The sequence below is a fragment of the Herbiconiux sp. genome, assembly GCF_004297105.1.
In the GTDB taxonomy this organism is placed as follows: domain Bacteria; phylum Actinomycetota; class Actinomycetes; order Actinomycetales; family Microbacteriaceae; genus Herbiconiux.
This window is the reverse complement of the sequence record NZ_SCVE01000020.1, coordinates 92846-112456: the sequence shown is the minus strand read 5'-3', so window position 1 is coordinate 112456 and position 19611 is coordinate 92846. Positions and strand designations below refer to the sequence as shown.

The window sequence follows — 19611 nt, the reverse complement described above, 5'->3', positions numbered from 1 at the left end:
CTGAGCATTCGTCACGTCAACCCACCAGCTCTGTCATGACCACAAGGAGAGGAGGTCTGCCCAGCGCCAGAACACCACGAACGAGCCCGCAGTGAAGAGCAGCGCCGTCGCCGACGGGGCGAGCAGAACGGCCGTCGGCCATACGGAGGCCCGCCCGCCACGAGCCGCGAAGATGCCGGCAATGAGGCCGCTGCCCGCGAGAAGCAGAACCGAACCGGCATCGAAGAGCCAGTTGCTCATCCCATCCATGACGAAAGGCGAGACAGCCATAGCGGTGTAGACGTTTCCGCCATGTGAGGCCATGATCGCCAGTGTTCCTGCACCAATCGGTCGGACAGCGAAAAGCAAGAGTGCAGCGACGCCGAACGCCAAGGCAAGCGGTGTTGTTGCGGATCTACGGGGCGAGTCCACTAGTGTATGAGTCATACTCACATTATTATTGCGAATTCGATCTCGACGAGAACGACAGGCGGGCGGGTTCGGAAATCGCACCGAGAGCGCGACCCGTTCGGCTGGTCTGGGGATGTTGCCCAGAGCGTAATCGGGGGCCGGTGTCGGTGGGTCGACATAGACTTTCGGGGTGTCGATTTCGAGCGTAGATTCCGTTGATTCCATCGCCCCCCAGCCCTCCCACAGCACCCCGGTGACCAGCCCCGCCGCGGCCCTCCGCCACGGCGCGAGCGGCAAGCTGAGCGTGCACGGAGCCCGGGTGCACAACCTGCGCGACGTCGACATCGAGATCCCCCGCGACTCGCTCGTGGTGTTCACCGGCCTCTCCGGTTCGGGCAAGTCGAGCCTGGCGTTCGACACCATCTTCGCCGAAGGCCAGCGCCGCTACGTCGAGAGCCTCAGCGCCTATGCGCGTCAGTTCCTCGGCCAGGTCGACCGGCCCGACGTCGATTTCATCGAGGGCCTCAGCCCCGCGGTCTCCATCGACCAGAAGTCCACCAACAGAAACCCACGCTCCACGGTGGGTACCATCACCGAGATCTACGACTACATGCGTCTGCTCTGGGCGCGCATCGGTATCGCCCACTGTCCCGTGTGCGGTGAGCGCATCTCCGCACAGACGGTGCAGCAGATCGCCGACCAGCTCATGGAACTCGAGCCGGGCATCCGCTATCAGGTTCTGAGCCCGGTGGTGTCGCAGAAGAAGGGCGAGTTCGTCGACCTCTTCAAGGAGCTCAGCGCCAGCGGTTACTCGCGCGCCCTCGTCGACGGCGACACGATCCAGCTCGCCGAGCCGCCGAAGCTCAAGAAGCAGTTCAAGCACGACATCTCCGTGGTCGTCGACCGGCTCGTGGCCGGCCCCGACATCCTGGGCCGCCTCACCGACTCCCTCGAGACAGCGCTGCGCCTCACCGACGGCCTCGTGCAGGTCCACTTCGTCGACGAGAACGGTCCGGAGGCCTGGCAGACCTTCTCCGAGAAGCTCAGCTGCCCCAACCAGCACCCCATCCAGCTCACCGAGATCGAACCGCGCACGTTCTCGTTCAACGCACCGTTCGGCGCCTGCCCCGAATGCTCCGGACTCGGCACGCGCATGTCCGTCGACCAAGACCTCCTCCTCGGCGACGAAGACCTCAGCATCAACGACGGCGTCATCATCCCCTGGACCACGCAGGGCAAGGGCCTCTTCCAGTACTACGAGAAGCTGCTCGACGGCCTCGCCCGCGACCTCGACTTCTCGCTCAACACCCCGTGGAAGAAGCTGAAGCCCGACGTGCAGGAGGCGATCCTGCGTGGCAACAACTTCGAGGTCAAGGTCAAGTGGAAGAACCGGTACGGCCGTGAGATGAGCTACACCTCCGGCTTCGAGGGCGTGATGCCGTACATCGAGCGCCAGTTCCTCCAGGCCGAGTCCGACTCGCAGCGCGCCCGCTGGGGCGAGTACCTCCGCGAGGTGCCCTGCCCGGTCTGCGACGGCAAGCGTCTCAAACCCGAGGTGCTCGCGGTCACCGTCAACGACCTCAGCATTGCGGATGTCTCGCTCCTCAGCCTCAGCGATGCCCAGCAGTTCATGGGCACACTGACTCTCACCGACCGTGAGGCCATGATCGCCGCGCAGGTCCTGCGCGAGATCCGGGCCCGTCTCGACTTCCTCATCGAGGTCGGCCTCAGCTACCTCGACCTCGCGCGCGCCGCCGGCTCGCTGTCGGGTGGCGAGGCCCAGCGCATCCGTCTCGCCACGCAGATCGGGTCAGGTCTCACCGGCGTTCTCTACGTTCTCGACGAGCCGAGCATCGGCCTCCACCAGCGCGACAACCGCCGCCTCATCGAGACGCTGGTGAAGCTCAAGAGCCTGGGCAACACGCTCATCGTGGTGGAGCACGACGAAGACACCATCCGCACCGCCGACTGGATCGTCGACATCGGCCCGGGCGCCGGCGTCAACGGCGGCCGGGTGGTGCACTCGGGTCACTACGACGAGCTGCTGGCGAACACCGAATCACTCACGGGCGACTACCTGTCGGGTCGCAAATCGATCGCGGTCCCCACGAAGCGCCGCCCCATCGACCGCAAGCGCATGATCTCGGTGCAGGGCGCCGAGGCCAACAACCTCAAGAACGTCACCGCCGACTTCCCCCTCGGCACCTTCACCGCCGTCACCGGGGTGAGCGGTTCGGGCAAGTCGAGTCTCGTGAACGACATCCTGTACCGGGTGCTCGCGAACAAGCTCAACGGCGCCCGAAAGCTCCCGGGCAAGCACAAGCGCATCACCGGGCTCGAGAACCTCGACAAGGTGGTGCATGTCGACCAGAACCCGATCGGCCGCACTCCGCGTTCCAACCCGGCCACCTACACGGGGGTGTTCGACCGCATCCGCAACCTGTTCGCCGAGACCGCCGAGGCCAAGGCGCGCGGCTACCTGGCCGGCCGGTTCTCGTTCAACGTCAAGGGAGGCCGCTGCGAGGCGTGCTCCGGTGACGGCACCATCAAGATCGAGATGAACTTCCTGCCCGATGTCTACGTCGCCTGCGAGGTGTGCGGGGGAGCGCGGTACAACCGCGACACCCTGAGCATCCACTACAAGGGCAAGAACATCGCCGAAGTTCTCGACATGCCCATCTCCGAAGCTGCCGACTTCTTCGAACCGATCTCAGCCATCCACCGCTTCCTCAAGACCCTCGTCGAGGTCGGTCTCGGCTACGTGCGACTCGGCCAGAGCGCCACCACGCTCTCGGGCGGTGAGGCCCAGCGCGTCAAGCTGGCCACGGAGCTGCAGCGCCGGTCGAACGGCCGCAGTGTGTACGTTCTCGACGAGCCCACGACAGGGCTGCACTTCGAAGACGTGCGCAAGCTCCTGCTCGTGCTCAACGGATTGGTCGAGAAGGGCAACACGGTCATCGTCATCGAGCACAACCTCGACGTCATCAAGTCGGCCGACTGGCTGATCGACCTGGGGCCCGAGGGCGGTTCCGGCGGCGGCACGATCATCGCCAGCGGAACTCCCGAGAAGCTCGCCACGGTCGAGGCCAGTCACACGGGTCACTTCCTGCGCGAGATCCTCCCGGTGCCGGTCAAGAAGCGGTGACCCGGCACTAGCTCGAGCGCGCCGCGCGCCCGCACGGGACTGCGCGGCGCGCGGGGCGGATCAGCGCAGGCGCAACGGCGACAGCAAACGGTCGGCCTCGCCCACATCGATGCCCGCCGACGCGCCCACACATCGGGGCAACACCTGATCCGACGACTCGACGATCCGCTCCAACCGCACCACGAGGCGGCGCACGTCATCCTGCCCGTAGCGGTAGAGAACCTCGTCTCCGACGTCGACGAAGAGTTCGCCGAGTTCCACCTCGTCCTCGTCGAGGGCGTCCTCCACGGCCAGCCCCTCGAGCAGATCGACGGTGGTGAGCACGGTGCCCGGCTCATCGGCGAGCGTGAATTCGTGGGGATCGGAATCGGACCAGTCGAATGCGAGCTGCAGCGCGAGATGCAGCTCACCGAAGTCCGCGTCGGCGGCGAACAGCAGGCGGCGCCACTCCGCCGGTTTCGTGTCGGCGATGGTCGCCTTCACCTGCAGGGCTGTGCCGTCCGGATGCGGATTCGCCTCGTCGTCCGTCAGCAGACCCCACTCTTCCGCGAGGTCGATGAGCGCGTCGGCCAGCGCGGGCCGGAGGCCGGGCGCGGCGATCAATCGATCCGCGTCCTCATCCACGCCCGGCTGCAGGATTCCGTCGAACTCGAATCCCGCCAGAATCCTGTCGGTGGCAGGTCGAGCCTCGCGCGCCTCCGCTGCGGTCACGCCCGCCGCGACATCGAGCATCTCCTCGACCCGCGCGGTCGAGAGCCCGGGGAGCAGCGCCGGGTAGGCGGCCACACTGAGCACTCCGAGCACCCTCTCGAGGGCGAGCGCGCCGGAGACAGTCGAACTGTCCGCCCCCTCGTCGAGCACGGTGCGGAGGTGGTCGGCCAGCTCCTGCGACGAACGGATGCGGGCGGTGAGCGCCTCGAACGCGGCGCGCTCGATCTCGGCGGGAACATCATCGATGTCGTTGAGGGCATCGAGAAGATACGGGAGCAGTCCCGTGGTGAGCTCGTAGGCGCGCTCCAGCACGTCGGCACTCTGTGCGATCTGGGCGTCGGTGCCCGGCCAGGAGCCCGTCTCCACGGCGAAGTCGAGGTAGTGCTCGAGGGCGTCGAGAAGCTGCGGCCGCAGCGCTTCGAGCTCGAGATCACCGTCGAGGCTCGCCACCAGGTTCTCCAACACCTCCGCGGTCGGCGTCCGGAGCGCGCCGTTCGTGACCTCGAACATCGTGCCCAGCAGCGGGGTCAGCTCGTCGGCTGCGGCGTGCTCGGGATCGTCACCCGCATGCCGCTTGTACCAGCCCGTGAAGGCGATCAGCAGTGCCCTGGTAGCCGTATCCATCGTGCATCCTTCTCGTCTCGGTGGGTGCGAACCCGCTCGCGTCCGCTCAGCGCGCACCCGCACACCGATCGTACGGGCATCGATGTCGGCGCCGGATGCGAGAATTGAACCAACCATGGCAGACACCGTTTCCTACCGGCCCAAGGCCGGCGAGATCCCCACGCAGCCCGGCGTGTACCGCTTCAAAGACGCATCCGGCCGGGTGCTCTACGTCGGCAAGGCGAAGAACCTCCGCGCTCGGCTCAGCAACTACTTCGCACCGCTGCGCAGCCTGCACGAACGCACCCGCCGCATGGTCACATCGGCCGCGGGGGTCGAGTGGACCGTCGTGGCCACCGATGTCGAGTCACTCCAGCTCGAGTACACCTGGATCAAGGAGTTCAACCCGCCGTTCAACGTCAAGTTCCGCGACGACAAGACCTACCCCTTCATGACGGTCACGCTGGGCGACGAAGCACCGCGCGTGATGGTGACCCGAAACCACCGCATCAAGGGCGCCCGCTACTTCGGCCCCTACCCCAAGATCTGGGCGGTGCGAGACACGATCGACCTCATGATCAAGGCGTTCCCCATCCGCACCTGCTCCGATTCGAGCTACAAGCACGCCATGCAGACGGGGCGGCCCTGCTTTCCCGGCCAGATCGGTCGCTGCGGCGGTCCGTGCTCGGGCAAGGTCACCGTCGAGGAGCACCGCGAGATCGTGAACGACTTCGTGGCCTTCATGGCGGGTGGCGACAAGCGATTCGTCACCGCGGCCACGAAGAAGATGCGAGCAGCGGCCGAGCGGCAAGACTACGAGGCCGCGGCGAAGTACCGCGACCAGCTCCAGGCCCTCGAAGCCGTGCTGGCCAAGAGCGCCGTGGTGTTGCGCGACAAGGTCGACGCCGATCTGTTCGCCATCGAGCACGATGAGCTCGCCGCATCCGTTCAGCAGTTCATCGTGCGCGGGGGGCGCATCCGTGGAGAGCGCTCGTGGACGGTCGACAAGGAGATCGACGTCGACACCGCTGAACTGGTCGACTCGATCCTGCAACAGGCCTACGACGGCGAGGAACCGCCGAAGGAGATCATCGTGCCGGCCCTGCCCGACGACACCGTGGAGCTCGAGTCGTGGCTGGGGGAGCGGCGCCCGAAGCGAGACGGCACGCCCGGCACCGTGAAGCTGCACACCGCCCAGCGCGGCGAGAAGGCGGCACTCATGCAGACCGCCACGATGAACGCGAAGAACAACCTCATGCTCTACAAGACGCGCCGCTCGAGCGACTTCGTGGCGCGCTCGGCGGCACTCACCGACATCCAGGAGGCGCTGGGGATGACGGATGCCCCGCTGCGCATGGAGTGCTTCGACGTGTCGCACCTCGCCGGCACCAACATCGTGGCCTCGATGGTGGTGTTCGAAGACGGCCTGGCCCGCAAAGACCAGTACCGCCGCTTCACGATCGCGGATTCCACCGACGACACCGAGTCGATCTACCAGGTCATCACGCGGCGTCTGGCCTACCTCAAGCCCGACGACGCGCATCCCGACGACCCGGCATCGGATGCCGGTGTCTTCGAGGCGGGCGAGGGTCCGATCGAACCGACGAAGCGCAAGAAGTTCTCCTACCCGCCGAATCTCCTCATCGTCGACGGTGGCCAGCCCCAGGTGAACGCCGCAGCCAAGGCGCTCGAGGAATCGGGCGTGCAGGGCATCTTCCTCGCCGGCATCGCGAAGCGGCTCGAGGAGGTCTGGCTGCCCGACACCGACTATCCGGTGATCCTCCCGCGCGGCAGTGAGGCGCTCTTCATGATCCAGCGCATCCGTGACGAGGCGCACCGCTTCGCCATCACCCACCAGCGGGCCCGGCGCAAACGCGACATCGGTTCCGTGCTCTCCGAGATCCCCGGTCTCGGCCCATCGCGGGTGAAAGAACTGCTTCGGCACTTCGGTTCGGTCGCCGAGCTCAAGAAGGCCGACGTGCCGGCCATCGCCGAGGTCAAGGGCATCGGTCCTCAGCTGGCTCAGACGATCTGCGAAACTCTCGCCCGGTAGGCTTGACTGCACGGTCCGATAACGAAGCGAAAGCGAACGATGGCTCCCGACTCTCCTCAGCAGCAAGAAGTGCTGATCGTCACGGGCATGTCCGGTGCGGGCCGATCGACGGTGGCCAATGCCCTCGAAGACCTCGGCTGGTATGTGGTCGACAACCTGCCGCCGCAGATGCTGCGCCCTCTGGTCGATCTCGCCGAGCACGCCGGCTCCACGCTTCCCCGCATCGCCGCGGTGGTGGATGTGCGCGGGCGCGACTTCTTCTCCGACCTCCAGGAGATCATCCAGGCCCTCCGTGGCGGCATCCAGTTGCGGGTGCTCTTCCTCGAAGCCACCGACCAGGCGCTGGTGCGGAGATTCGAGCAGGTGCGCCGGCCGCATCCGCTCCAGGGAAACGGCACACTGCTCGACGGCATCGGGGCCGAACGCTCTCGCCTCAGCCCCATCCGCGAGTCGGCCGACATCATCATCGACACCTCCGACCTCAACATCCACCAGCTCGCCACCGTGGTGCAGGAGCGGTTCTCCACCGCCGACACCGCTGGCGTGCAGGTCACGGTGATGAGCTTCGGCTTCAAATACGGTGCGCCCACCGATGCCGATGGCATCGCCGACGCGCGGTTCCTGCCGAATCCGTTCTGGGTGCCCGAGCTGCGCGCACACACGGGGCTCGACCCCGAGGTGAGCGAGTACGTTCTGGGTCAGCCCGGGGCCCACGAATTCGTCGAAGCCTATGCGAAGGCGCTCGAACCCGTTCTCGCGGGGTACCAGCGAGAGAACAAGCGCCACGCCACGATCGCCATCGGCTGCACGGGCGGCAAACACCGTTCCGTGGCCATCGCCCGTGAACTGGCCGACCATATCGCCCGCTATCCCGGCGTCGTCGTGAACGTCAAGCATCGCGACCTCGGCCGGGAGTAGCCGGGGCGGGCACCGCTCCACGCATCTCCAGGCACACCGCTCCACGCTCCGCGCAACAGAAGAAGGTTTCAATAGTGGCACTCACTGCCGACGTCAAAGAGGAGTTGGCCCGCGTCTCGGTCAGCAAGACCACCGTGCGGGCCGCCGAGCTCGCGACCGTGCTGCGGTTCGCCGGTGGACTGCACCTCATCTCCTCCCGCATCGCGATCGAAGCAGAGCTCGACAACCCCGACATCGTGAAGCGGGTGCTGCGCGACCTCGCCGAGCTCTACGGAGTGAAGGGCGACGTGTCGATGATCGCGGCCACCGGCATGCGCCGCGAGGGCAGCTACCTGGTCCGGGTACTCGACGGCGGTGAGACCCTCGCCCGCCAGACAGGGCTGCTGGATGCGCGCCGCCGCCCCATCCGCGGCCTCCCGAACCGTCTCACCACGGGCGGTCGTGACGACCTCGCCGCAGTCTGGCGCGGTGCTTTCCTTGCTGCAGGTTCACTCACCGACCCCGGCCGTTCCGCCGCTCTCGAGGTCACCTGCCCCGGCAACGAGGCGGCCATGGCTCTTGTGGGTGCGGCATCCCGGCTCGGAATCTCCACGAAGGCCCGCGAGGTGCGCGGAGTGCATCGCGTCGTCATCCGTGACGGCGAGGCCATCGCCTCGATGCTCGCCATCATGGGTGCCGCGAACACCGTCACCCGCTGGGAGGAGATGCGCCAGCGCCGTGAGGTACGTGCCACCGCGAACCGCCTGGTGAACTTCGATGACGCGAACCTCCGCCGCTCCGCCCAGGCCGCGGTCGCCGCGTGCGCGCGGGTCGAACGGGCCATGGAGATCCTCGGCCCCGACATCCCCGACCACCTGAAGTACGCCGGCGAACTCCGCCTGGCGCACCGCGAATCGAGCCTCGACGAACTCGGCCATCACGCCGACCCGCCCATGACCAAAGACGCGATCGCGGGCCGCATCCGCCGTCTTCTCGCCATGGCCGACAAGCAGGCCGCAGACCTGGGAATCCCCGGTACAGAGGCCAACCTTCCGCCCGACCTCGACGACTGACCCCCGGCGAACGGGAATAGACTGATCAGGTCACTCTCAGCCGCCTTTCAACGGACCGGCGGCCATATTCACGAGGAGAACATTTCAATGGCTGAGTACACCCTGCCTGACCTTCCCTACGACTACGCGGCCCTCGAACCGCACATCAGCGGCAAGATCATGCAGCTGCACCACGACAAGCACCACGCCACCTACGTCGCCGGCGCCAACACCGCCCTCGCCGCCATCAAAGACGCCTCAGACAGCGGCAACCTGGCCGTCATCAACAAGCTCGAGAAAGACCTCGCCTTCAACCTCGGCGGGCACGTGAACCACACCATCTTCTGGACGAACCTCACCCCCGACACTCAGACCCCCGAGGGCGAGCTCGCCGCGGCGATCGACGACGCGTTCGGCTCCTTCGAGAAGTTCCAGGCCGCCTTCACCGCGGTCGCTCTGGGTGTGCAGGGTTCCGGCTGGGCCGTGCTCGGCTACGACGTCATCGGTGGCAACATCACCGTGTTCCAGCTCTTCGACCAGCAGGGCAACATGCCCTTCGGCGTCGTGCCGCTGTTCATGCTCGACGTCTGGGAGCACGCCTACTACCTCGACTACCTGAACGTGCGCGCCGACTACATCAAGGCCGTCTGGAACATCGCCAACTGGTCCAACGTCGCCGAGCGCCTCGCGGCTGCTCGCACGAAGACCGAAGGCCTGCTGGTACTGTCATAACCGACGCGGGATGCCGGGGCCGGTCGAACGGCCGGCCACGGTCATCCTTCTCCACGGCTACCCACCACCCTGCCCAACCGGGCCCCAGCAACAGGAGCAATCTGTGTCTGTAAAGATCGGAATCAACGGCTTCGGCCGCATCGGTCGCAACTTCTTCCGCGCCGCCCTCGCCAAGGGCAGCGACCTCGAGATCGTCGCTGTCAACGACCTCACCGACAACAAGGCGCTCGCGCACCTTCTGAAGTACGACTCCATCACCGGTCGCCTCGACGCCACGGTGGAGCTCGACGGCGACAAGATCGTCGTCAACGGCAAGCCGATCATCGTGCTCGCCGAGCGCAACCCCGCCGACCTGCCCTGGGGCGACCTCGGTGTCGACATCGTCATCGAGTCGACCGGCCGCTTCACCTCCTCCGAAGACGCCCGTGCGCACATCACCGCCGGCGCCAAGAAGGTCATCGTCTCCGCGCCCGCCACGGGCAGCGATGTCGCCACGCTGGTGCTCGGCGTCAACGAGGGCACCTACGACCCCGCCATCCACGACATCATCTCGAACGCCTCGTGCACCACGAACTGCCTCGCGCCGCTCGCCAAGGTGCTGCTCGACAACTTCGGCATCGAGCGCGGTCTCATGACCACGGTGCACGCCTACACCGCCGACCAGAACCTGCAGGACGGCCCGCACAGCGACCTCCGTCGCGCCCGCGGTGCCGCGCAGAACATCATCCCCACGTCGACCGGTGCCGCCAAGGCGCTCGGCCTCGTCATCCCCGAGCTCGTGGGCAAGCTGGATGGCTACGCTCTCCGCGTTCCGGTTCCCACCGGCTCGATCACCGACCTCACCGTCGAGCTGACCAACCCGGCCACGGTCGAGCAGATCAACGCGGCCTACAAGAACGCCGCCGAGGGCGACCTCAAGGGCATCCTGAGCTACACCGAAGACCCGATCGTGTCGAGTGACATCGTCTCCGACCCGCACTCCTCGATCTTCGACGCCGGCCTCACCAAGGTCATCGGCAACCAGGTCAAGGTCGCCTCTTGGTACGACAACGAGTGGGGCTACTCCAACCGTCTCGTCGACATCACCGAGTACGTCGCAGACCGCCTGTAATTGTGCCACCCAGCCGGTGACGCCCCCGGTACCGCATCTCGGTGCGGGCACGGCGTCACCGGCTCTGACTTGAAAGCGATTCTGTGACGCTCCGCACTCTCGACTCTCTCGGATCGCTCGCCGGCAAGCGCGTCATCGTCCGGTGTGACCTCAATGTTCCTGTGAAGGACGGGGTCATCACCGACGACGGACGTGCTCGTGCGAGCGTTCCCACACTGAACACCCTGCTCGAGCAGGGCGCTCGTGTGATCGTCATCAGCCACCTCGGCCGCCCTGACGGTGCCCCCGATGCCAAGTACACCTTGGAGCCGGTGGCCGCCCGTCTGGGCGAGCTCCTCGGCAAGCCGGTCGCCTTCGCCCACGACACCGTGGGAGACGAAGCGACGGCCGCCGTGGAGGCGCTCGGCGACGGAGAGATCGTCGTGCTCGAGAACCTGCGTTTCAACGCGGGGGAGACGAGCAAAGACGAGGCGGAGCGTCACGGTTTCGCCGAGCAGCTCGCCGAGTTCGGAGACGCCTTCGTCTCCGACGGGTTCGGCGTGGTGCACCGCAAGCAGGCGAGCGTCTACGACCTCGCCGAGATCCTGCCGAGCGCGGCCGGTCTCCTCATCGAGACCGAGCTCGACGTGCTCGACCGGCTCACCGAGAACCCCGAACGCCCCTACACGGTGGTGCTCGGCGGCTCGAAGGTCTCCGACAAGCTCGGGGTCATCGGCCACCTCCTCCCGCGGGTGAACACCCTGCTCATTGGTGGCGGAATGCTCTTCACCTTCCTCAAGGCCCAGGGCCACGAAGTGGGCTCCAGCCTCCTCGAAGAAGACCAGCTCGACACCGTGCGCGGCTACCTCGCGAAAGCGGAGGAGCTCGGCGTCACCATCGTGCTGCCCACCGACGTCGTCGTGGCATCCAAGTTCGGCGCTGACGCCGAGGTCGAGATCACCGCCGCGGATTCCATCGAGAAGACCGCGTTCGGAGCATCCGGCCTCGGACTCGACATCGGGCCCGACACGGCAGCCCACTTCGCCGAGATCATCGCCGCGTCGAAGACGGTGTTCTGGAACGGCCCCATGGGCGTGTTCGAGCTCGCCCCGTTCGCCGCCGGCACCAAAGCAGTCGCGCAGGCGCTCACCGAGGTCGACGGCCTCGGAGTCGTGGGTGGTGGCGACTCCGCCGCCGCCGTGCGTGCACTCGGTTTCTCCGACAATCAGTTCGGACACATTTCAACCGGAGGCGGTGCCAGTCTCGAGTTCCTCGAGGGCAAGCGTCTCCCTGGCCTGGAGGTCCTCGGATGGTCCTGAATCGCACCCCTTTCATCGCCGGCAACTGGAAAATGAACCTCGATCACCTTCAGGCGATCGCGTTCGTGCAGAAGCTCGCCTGGTCGCTCGACGACGCGAAGCACAACTACGACGACGTCGAGGTGGCGGTCTTCCCGCCTTTCACCGACCTGCGTTCGGTGCAGACCCTCGTGGCCGCCGACAAGCTTCCCCTGGCCTACGGCGGTCAGGACATCTCGCAGCACGAGTCGGGCGCCTACACCGGTGAGATCTCGGGCGCGTTCCTCGCCCGCCTCGACACCAAGTACGTCATCATCGGTCACTCCGAGCGTCGCACTCTGCACGGCGAGACCGACGAGATCGTCGCCGCCAAGACGAAGGCGGCCATCGGTCACGGCATCGTACCCGTGATCTGTGTGGGGGAGACGGCCGAAGACCTCGAGAAGTTCGGCCCGAGCGCTGTTCCGGCTGCTCAGCTGAAGACCGCCCTCGAGGGCCTCAAGGCCGACGCCGACATCGTGGTGGCCTACGAGCCCGTCTGGGCCATCGGCTCCGGCCAGGCCGCAACTCCCGAGCAGGCCGAGACCGTGTGCGCCGCTCTGCGCGCGGTGATCGCAGAGAGCCTGAGCGCGGATGCCGCCGCCGCCACGCGCATCCTCTACGGCGGCTCCGTGAAGTCGGGCAACATCGCCGGCTTCATGCGCGAGCCGAACGTCGACGGGGCACTCGTCGGCGGGGCAGCCCTCGACATCGCGGAGTTCTCCGCCATCGTGCGCTACCAGAAGCACGTCGGAGTGTAGACTGACCTCTGGTCTTCGGGGGAGCGACTCGTTCTCCCCGCATGTGAAAGGCAAGCAGTGCAAATCCTTCAGGTCATCCTCCAGGTGGTGCTCGGTATCACGAGCCTGCTGCTGACCCTTCTGATCCTGCTCCACAAGGGTCGCGGGGGCGGTCTCTCTGACATGTTCGGCGGCGGCGTCACCTCGAACCTCGGTGCATCAGGTGTCGCAGAGCGCAACCTCAACCGCATCACGGTGATCCTGGGGCTCGTCTGGGTCTCCAGCATCATCATCCTCGGACTCATCACCAAGTTCGACACCGGCATCTAGCCCTTCATCACACGTCAGGGGAGACGAACTATGGCATCAGGAGGAAGCGCGATCCGCGGATCGCGCGTCGGCGCAGGACCCATGGGCGAGCAAGACCGCGGTTTTCACGCGGAGCGCATCCAGGTCTCGTACTGGGACGCACTGGGCAACGAGACCGTTCGGTACTTCGCGGCGAACCTGCCCGACGAGGAGATCCCCGAGACCATCGACTGCCCCACGTCGGGTCTGCCGGCCGGTCGCGACAAGGAGAACCCTCCGTCGGTAGCCAAGCTCGAGCCCTACAAGACGCACCTCGCCTACGTGAAAGAGCGTCGCACCGAGAAAGAGGCCGAGCAGCTCCTCGAAGACGCTCTGCAGCAGCTGCGCGACCGCCGAGGCACCAACGCCTCCTAGGCACGAGAACAATCGTTGAAACCTGAAAGGGATCTGCTCACAACGAGGTGAGCAGATCCCTTTCAGTCGTTAAGCGACTGGATGTCAGTACGAGGGGGCGATAAGCGATTCGGGGACTTCGGCGGCGGCCTCGCTGTCGACGAAGAAGACTGTGCGCTTGCGGCCCTCCGCGCCGGCCACCGGCACCTCGTCGACGCTGGCGCCCGCGAGGGCCAGGCCGATCGCGGAAGCCTTGTCGGCGCCGGCGAGAACCATCCAGATGCGGTCGGCCGAGCGGATGACTGGGAGAGTCAGGCTGAGCCGGTTCGGCGGCGGCTTCGGGGAGTTGCGCACGGGCACGACCGTCGCGTCCGTGATGCGGATCTCGTCATGGCCCGGGAACAGGGAGGCGATGTGCCCGTCGGGCCCTACGCCGAGGAACATGATGTCGAAGCGCGGGAAAGCCGCCCCCTCCGGTGCCGCCGAGGCAAGTTCGGTCGCGTAGACACGCGCTGCCTCATCCAGGTCGGCGATCTCGTCGGAGGCAGGGAACGCGTGCACCTTCGCCGGATCGACCGGAACGTGGTCGAGCAACGCCTCGCGGGCCTGCAGATCGTTCCGGTCGGCATCCGCCTTCGGCACGAACCGCTCATCGCCCCACCAGAAGTGGATGCGCGACCAGTCGATCGTGTGCGAGGCGGCCGAATCGCGGATGGCAGCCAGCACCGCGCTGCCCATCGTGCCGCCGGTCAGCACGATGTGGGCTTCGTCGAACTCATCGAGGATGTCGATGACCTTCGTGATGAAGCGCGCCGCGACCGAGCCGGCCAACGACTCCTTGTCGGGATGAACGAGAACGCGTCGGTCAGTTGTCATAGAGGGCACACCTTCATACGTCAGACCGCGTCGTTGACGCGGGCATCGTTCGTCTCCAGCAATTCGTTCAGACCTTGCGAGATCACTTCACCATACAGGTCGTCGGGGTCGAGTCTGCGCAGCTCCTCCGCGAGGCAGTCGCGGAGGTTGCGCCGGGGGAGTGAGAGGTCGTGCGTGGGCTGGTTCGGCTGGCTGAGCCGGGCCACGTTGGGAACATCTCGCACCAATTCGATCGGGCCGTTCTCGCGGGTGAGAATGACGCCGTGGATGCCGCTCGATCCGTTCGCCGCGCGCGAGAGGAGGCCGTACTTCACCGGCACCTGCAGTTGGTGCCGCAACCAGGCCGCGAGCAGCAACGTCGAGGGGGAGTCGGATGCGCCCGACACCTCGATCGCCGTGACCGGGAGGTAGGGCGGCTGGTCGAGCACGGCGGCGAGCTGAGCCCGCCACAGGGTCAGTCGCGTCCAGGCGAAGTCGGTGTCACCGGGCGCGTAGGTCGCCGAGCGTGCCAGAAGCGCTTCGTAGGGGTTGCTCTGGTTCGAGGAATCCGTGATGCGGCGGGTGGCGATCCGGCCGAGGCTCGACGTTGAGATGTTGTCGGGGGCAGCACCCGGCCACCACACCACGACCGGGGCATCCGACAGCAGCAGGCCCGTGACGAGCCCCTCCTGGTCACTCGCGGCCGCACCGTAGGCACGGAGCACGACGACCTCGCTCGCACCGGCGTCGCCGCCGACACGGATCTGCGCGTCGAGACGCGCACCCCGCCCGGTGGTGAGACCGTCGTTCTCCTGGTCGGTGGAGACCACGATCACGCGCATCGGGTGCTCGCGCGAGGCGTCGTTGGCCGCCTCGATCGCGTCTTCCTCTTCACCCAGCGAGGTGACGATCACGAGGGTGAGTACGCGGCCGAGGGCCACCGCTCCGCCCTCTTCACGGATCTTGACGAGCGACTTCGAGATCTTGCTCGTCGTGGTGTCAGGTAGATCGACGATCACGGGCGTCTCCAGGTTCTTCCATCGCGGGCCAGCAGTTCATCGGCCGAGCTCGGCCCCCAGGTTCCGGGGCGGTATTGCTCGGGCTGGCCCTGCGTGGTCCAGTATTCTTCGATCGGGTCGAGGATCATCCAGGAGAGCTCGACCTCCTTCTGCCGCGGGAACAGCGGCGGGTCGCCCAGCAGGACGTCGAGGATGAGTCGTTCGTACGCCTCGGGTGAGGCCTCGGTGAACGCGTGGCCGTAGCCGAAGTCCATCGTGACATCGCGCACCTGCACGCCGGCACCCGGCACCTTCGAGCCGAACCGGATCGTGACGCCCTCATCGGGCTGCACACGGATGACGAGGGCGTTCTGACCCAGCTCCGAGGTCTGGCTCTCCGCGAAGAGGTACTGCGGAGCGCGCTTGAACACCACGGCGATCTCCGTCACGCGGCGCCCCAGGCGCTTGCCCGCGCGAAGGTAGAAGGGCACACCCGACCAGCGGCGGGTGCCGACATCCAGCCTCACCGCGGCGTAGGTCTCGGTGGTGGACTGCGGGTTCATCCCGTCTTCCTCGAGGAAGCCGAGCACTTTCTCGCCGCCCTGCCAGCCACCGGAGTACTGGCCGCGCGCGGTGACCGTGGAGAGGTCGTCGGGCAGCTTGACCGCAGCGAGCACCTTCTCCTTCTCGGCACGCAGGTCGGCGGCATCGAAGGAGATGGGCTCCTCCATGGCCGTGAGAGCCATGAGCTGCAGCAGGTGGTTCTGGATGACGTCGCGTGCCGCGCCGATGCCGTCGTAGTAGCCGGCACGGCCGCCCACCCCGATGTCTTCGGCCATGGTGATCTGCACGTGGTCGACGTAGTTCGCGTTCCAGATGGGTTCGTAGAGCTGGTTGGCGAAGCGGAGGGCCAGGATGTTCTGAACCGTCTCCTTGCCGAGGTAGTGGTCGATGCGGAACACCGAGTCGGGCGGAAAGACGGATTCCACCACGTCGTTCAGCTCGATGGCCGTCTTCAGGTCGCTGCCGAAGGGCTTCTCGATCACGACGCGGCGCCAGCGGTCCTCCTGCTGGTCGGCGAGACCCGACCGGCGCAGCTGCTCGGTGACGAGGGGGAAGGCCTTGGGCGGGATGGAGAGGTAGAACGCGTAGTTGCCCATCGTTCCGCGATCGCGGTCGAGCTCGTCGATCGTGGTCTTCAACTGCTCGAAGGCCGAGTCGTCGTCGAATTCTCCCGAGACGAAGCGGATGCCCTCGGACAGCTGACGCCACACGTCTTCGTCGAAGGGCGTGCGCGAGTGCTCCTTGACGGAGTCGTGAACGACCCGCTCGAAGTCCTGGTCTTCCCAGTCGCGGCGGGCGAAGCCGATGAGCGAGAATCCGGGCGGCAGCAGGCCGCGGCTGGCGAGGTCGTAGACCGCCGGCATCAACTTCTTGCGTGAGAGGTCACCGGTGACACCGAAGATCACGAGGCCCGAGGGACCTGCGATCCGGTTCAGACGACGATCGGTGGGAAGCCGGAGCGGGTTGTAATCCGGCGAGATGTCTACGGGAGGCATGGGACTCCTTGGATCGAACGGAGGGTTCAGCGCAGCGCGTCGAACAGGGCTGGAACGTCGGCGGCGGCGTCGGTGAGGTTCAGGCGCAGCACGGGCCGGCCGTGCTCTGCCAGCACACCGGCATCGCCCGCGGCCTGGGCCTGGATGAGCTGGCCGAAGGTGAAGGGACGGCCGGGGATGTCGAGGTCGTCGGTCGTGTCGGCCGTGATCTGCAGGAAGACGCCCGTGGCGGGGCCGCCCTTGTGGTACTGACCGGTGGAGTGGAGGAAGCGCGGACCCCAGCCGAACGTCACCGGGCGACCGGACCGTGCGGCGAGCAGGTCGCGCAGCTCGGCGAGCTGCGGCAGGGCGAGGCGGTCGACATACGCCATGACCGCGACGTAGCCGTCGGCCGGGAGCTGCGCCAGGAGCGCGTCGACGGCACCGGTGAGGGTGCCGGCATCCGTGACCGCAGGCGAGGAACCGCGCACCTCGATGCCGCCCTGCACGAAGGCGGGTGTCGCCGGCTCGGGGCGATTGTCGAGAAGACCGCGGGCGGCCTCCTTGGCCGACTCGACATCGGGCTGGTCGAACGGGTTGATGCCCAGGATGCGACCCGCCACCGCGATGGCGTACTCCCAGGTGAGGAGCATGGCGCCGAGCGATCCGCTGATCAGGATCTCACCGGGGTGCTTCTCGCGCAGATGGAATTCGTTCGCGTTGTCGACCAGGCGCACGACCTGCAGGTCGGCGGGCTTCGACGTGAGCTCGGGCGAGTTCAGGTCGAGCACGACGGGCAGGAGGCCCTTGCCGTCTTTGCCCGTGGATTCCGCGATGAGCTGCTCCGCCCAGTCGGCGAAGCCCACGATGTGGGTTCCGTCGGCCACGATGCCGGTCTTGTCGCGCAGCGGGACGGTACCCGCCAGCGCGGCACCGAGGATGAGCCCGAAGTTCTCGGGGCCGTCTTCGGCGAGGTTGAGCGAGATCGCATCCGCCTCGTCGAGCAGCTCATCGATGGCCGCGCCGGCGAGACCGGCAGGCACGAGACCGAACGCGGTGAGCGCCGAGTAGCGCCCACCCACGTTCGGGTCGGCGAGGAAGGTGCGGTAGCCCGCCTCCGTCGCCAGCTGCTGCAGGGGGGAACCGGGATCGGTGACGATCACGATGCGCTCCGCGGGCTGGATGTCGGCGGCGAGGAACGCCGCCTCGTAGGCCCGGCGCTGGCTGTCGGTCTCGAGCGTTCCGCCCGACTTCGACGAGGCGATGAGCACCGTGGTCTCGAGCCGGTCGGCCAGGGCGGCGCGGATCTGCTCGGGCGACGTGGAGTCGAGGATGGTGAGTTCGACACCCAGCGTCTTCGTGATGACCTCGGGGGCCAAGGAGGATCCACCCATGCCCGCGAGCACGAAGTGGTCGATGCCGAGGGCGAGGAACTCCTCACGGAGCTCCTCGATCTGCGCCACGAGAGGGCGCGAGATCGAGACCGCCTCGGTCCAGCCCAGTCGTTTCGAGGCCTCGGCCTCGGCGGCCGGGCCCCAGAGGGCGGGGTCGAGGCCCGTGATCCCCGACGCCACCAGATCGGTGACGAGCTGGGGGACGTGGGCCTCGACCGCCTTCTTGGCGTCGCCGGATACGTGGATCCCTATGGTCACTTCGCGGCGTCCAGCGCGGTGGTGACGGTGTCGAGCAGCTCGTTCCAGGACACGATGAACTTCTCGACGCCCTCCTTCTCGAGCAGCTCGGTGACCTCGGCGTAGGAGATGCCCTGCGCGCCGATGGCGTCGAGCACCTTGTTGGCCGCGGCGTAGGAACCGGCGATGGTGTTGCCGGTGACCTTGCCGTGGTCGAAGGTGGCGTCGAGCGTCTTCTCGGGCATGGTGTTCACGACCTCGGGCGCGGCCAGTTCGACCACGTAGGTGGTGTCGGGCACACTCGGGTCTTTGACACCCGTGGAGGCCCACAGGGGGCGCTGCTTGTTGGCACCGGCTGCGAGGAGGAGCTTGGCGCGCTCGGTGTCGAACGCCTGCTCGTAGACCTCGTAGGCGAGCTGCGCGTTGGCGACGCCGGCCTTGCTCTTGAGGGCGAGCGCCTCATCCGTGCCGATCGCCTCGAGTCGCTTGTCGATCTCGGTGTCGACGCGCGACACGAAGAACGAGGCCACCGAGTGGATCTTCGACAGGTCGTGGCCCGCCTCCTTCGCCTGCTCGAGGCCTGCGAGGTAGGCGTTGATGACGTCGCGGTACCGCTCGAGCGAGAAGATCAGCGTGACGTTCACCGAGATGCCGGCGGCGATCGTGGCCGTGATGGCCTCGAGGCCTTCGACGGTGGCGGGGATCTTGATGAGCACGTTCTCGCGGTCGACCTTGGCGTGGAGCGCCTTGGCCTGGTCGATCGTGCCCTGGGCGTCGTGGGCGAGACCCGGCTCGACCTCGATCGAGACGCGGCCGTCGAAGCCGGCGGTGGCGTCGTAGATCGGCTTGAAGATGTCGCTCGCGGCAGCCACGTCGTCGGTGGTGATCTCGAAGACGGCGGTGGTGACATCCGTGCCGGCCTTGGCGAGAACCGCGACCTGCTCGGCGTAGGACTCTCCGTTGGCGAGGGCCGCCGCGAAGATCGACGGGTTCGTCGTGACGCCGACGACGTTCTTCTCGGCGATCAGCTTCTGCAGGCCGCCCGACGAGATGCGCGAGCGCGACAGGTCGTCGAGCCAGATCGACACGCCGACATCGGAGAGCTGCTGGGTGGGAGTTGCTTCAGTCATTTTCTTC

The 19611-nt window shown here is 66.8% G+C and carries 17 protein-coding genes; 10 read left to right on the top strand and 7 right to left on the bottom strand.

Going from position 1 to position 19611, the window contains the following annotated elements; all coding sequences use genetic code 11:
• Positions 1 to 33: 33 nt before the first annotated feature.
• On the bottom strand, positions 34 to 249 hold the full coding sequence (locus EPO52_RS16635) for a hypothetical protein (protein ID WP_290808823.1): 216 nt from the start codon (positions 247 to 249) through the stop codon (positions 34 to 36).
• Between the two features lie 394 nt (positions 250 to 643).
• Between EPO52_RS16635 and uvrA the strand changes: the two genes are divergently transcribed.
• Positions 644 to 3535 carry an excinuclease ABC subunit UvrA gene (uvrA, locus tag EPO52_RS16630; RefSeq protein WP_290809256.1) on the top strand — a complete coding sequence of 964 codons (2892 nt, stop codon included), beginning with the start codon at positions 644 to 646 and terminating at the stop codon, positions 3533 to 3535.
• A 60-nt stretch (positions 3536 to 3595) separates the two neighbouring features.
• Here the strand turns inward: uvrA and EPO52_RS16625 are convergent, their stop codons facing one another.
• Positions 3596 to 4870 (bottom strand): plasmid pRiA4b ORF-3 family protein, encoded by a 1275-nt coding sequence (locus tag EPO52_RS16625; protein ID WP_290808821.1) that lies wholly within the window; start codon positions 4868 to 4870, stop codon positions 3596 to 3598.
• Positions 4871 to 4985: 115 nt separating this feature from the next.
• On the opposite strand from EPO52_RS16625, the gene uvrC reads away from it, so the two are divergent.
• The 9 genes from uvrC to EPO52_RS16580 all read left to right on the top strand — a co-directional run bounded on the left by uvrC (position 4986) and on the right by EPO52_RS16580 (position 13473).
• Complete coding sequence (gene uvrC / locus EPO52_RS16620) at positions 4986 to 6902, top strand: excinuclease ABC subunit UvrC (RefSeq protein WP_290808819.1); 1917 nt, start codon at positions 4986 to 4988, stop codon at positions 6900 to 6902.
• A gap of 39 nt (positions 6903 to 6941) precedes the next feature.
• Positions 6942 to 7820 (top strand): RNase adapter RapZ, encoded by an 879-nt coding sequence (gene rapZ, locus EPO52_RS16615; RefSeq protein ID WP_290808817.1) that lies wholly within the window; start codon positions 6942 to 6944, stop codon positions 7818 to 7820.
• Positions 7821 to 7894: 74 nt separating this feature from the next.
• On the top strand, positions 7895 to 8872 hold the full coding sequence (whiA, locus tag EPO52_RS16610; RefSeq protein ID WP_290808815.1) for a DNA-binding protein WhiA: 978 nt from the start codon (positions 7895 to 7897) through the stop codon (positions 8870 to 8872).
• An 87-nt stretch (positions 8873 to 8959) separates the two neighbouring features.
• Positions 8960 to 9583, top strand: a complete 624-nt coding sequence (locus EPO52_RS16605) for a superoxide dismutase (RefSeq protein WP_290808813.1) — start codon at positions 8960 to 8962, stop codon at positions 9581 to 9583.
• 103 nt (positions 9584 to 9686) lie between these two features.
• Positions 9687 to 10694, top strand: a complete 1008-nt coding sequence (gap, locus tag EPO52_RS16600) for a type I glyceraldehyde-3-phosphate dehydrogenase (protein ID WP_290808811.1) — start codon at positions 9687 to 9689, stop codon at positions 10692 to 10694.
• A gap of 83 nt (positions 10695 to 10777) precedes the next feature.
• Positions 10778 to 11992, top strand: a complete 1215-nt coding sequence (locus EPO52_RS16595; RefSeq protein ID WP_290808809.1) for a phosphoglycerate kinase — start codon at positions 10778 to 10780, stop codon at positions 11990 to 11992.
• Positions 11983 to 12771, top strand: a complete 789-nt coding sequence (gene tpiA / locus EPO52_RS16590) for a triose-phosphate isomerase (RefSeq protein WP_290808807.1) — start codon at positions 11983 to 11985, stop codon at positions 12769 to 12771. The genes EPO52_RS16595 and tpiA overlap by 10 nt, the downstream gene beginning before the upstream one ends.
• 57 nt (positions 12772 to 12828) lie before the next feature.
• Positions 12829 to 13080, top strand: a complete 252-nt coding sequence (secG, locus tag EPO52_RS16585; RefSeq protein WP_290808805.1) for a preprotein translocase subunit SecG — start codon at positions 12829 to 12831, stop codon at positions 13078 to 13080.
• A 30-nt stretch (positions 13081 to 13110) separates the two neighbouring features.
• Entirely contained in the window at positions 13111 to 13473 is a 363-nt protein-coding gene (locus EPO52_RS16580) for an RNA polymerase-binding protein RbpA (protein ID WP_290808803.1), read from the top strand.
• 84 nt (positions 13474 to 13557) lie between these two features.
• On the opposite strand, the gene pgl is transcribed toward EPO52_RS16580, so the two are convergent.
• Genes pgl through tal form a run of 5 tightly spaced genes read right to left on the bottom strand, consistent with a single transcriptional unit; the run spans position 13558 to position 19604 of the window.
• Positions 13558 to 14328 (bottom strand): 6-phosphogluconolactonase, encoded by a 771-nt coding sequence (gene pgl / locus EPO52_RS16575; RefSeq protein ID WP_290808801.1) that lies wholly within the window; start codon positions 14326 to 14328, stop codon positions 13558 to 13560.
• A gap of 20 nt (positions 14329 to 14348) precedes the next feature.
• Entirely contained in the window at positions 14349 to 15326 is a 978-nt protein-coding gene (locus EPO52_RS16570; RefSeq protein WP_290808799.1) for a glucose-6-phosphate dehydrogenase assembly protein OpcA, read from the bottom strand.
• Positions 15323 to 16864, bottom strand: coding sequence for a glucose-6-phosphate dehydrogenase (gene zwf, locus EPO52_RS16565; protein WP_290808797.1), 1542 nt, complete (start codon positions 16862 to 16864; stop codon positions 15323 to 15325). The genes EPO52_RS16570 and zwf overlap by 4 nt, the downstream gene beginning before the upstream one ends.
• Before the next feature lie 26 nt (positions 16865 to 16890).
• On the bottom strand, positions 16891 to 18495 hold the full coding sequence (locus EPO52_RS16560) for a glucose-6-phosphate isomerase (RefSeq protein WP_290808795.1): 1605 nt from the start codon (positions 18493 to 18495) through the stop codon (positions 16891 to 16893).
• Positions 18492 to 19604: a transaldolase gene (tal, locus tag EPO52_RS16555; RefSeq protein WP_290808793.1), complete on the bottom strand. Its 1113-nt coding sequence runs from the start codon at positions 19602 to 19604 to the stop codon at positions 18492 to 18494. The genes EPO52_RS16560 and tal overlap by 4 nt, the downstream gene beginning before the upstream one ends.
• Positions 19605 to 19611 lie beyond the last annotated feature (7 nt).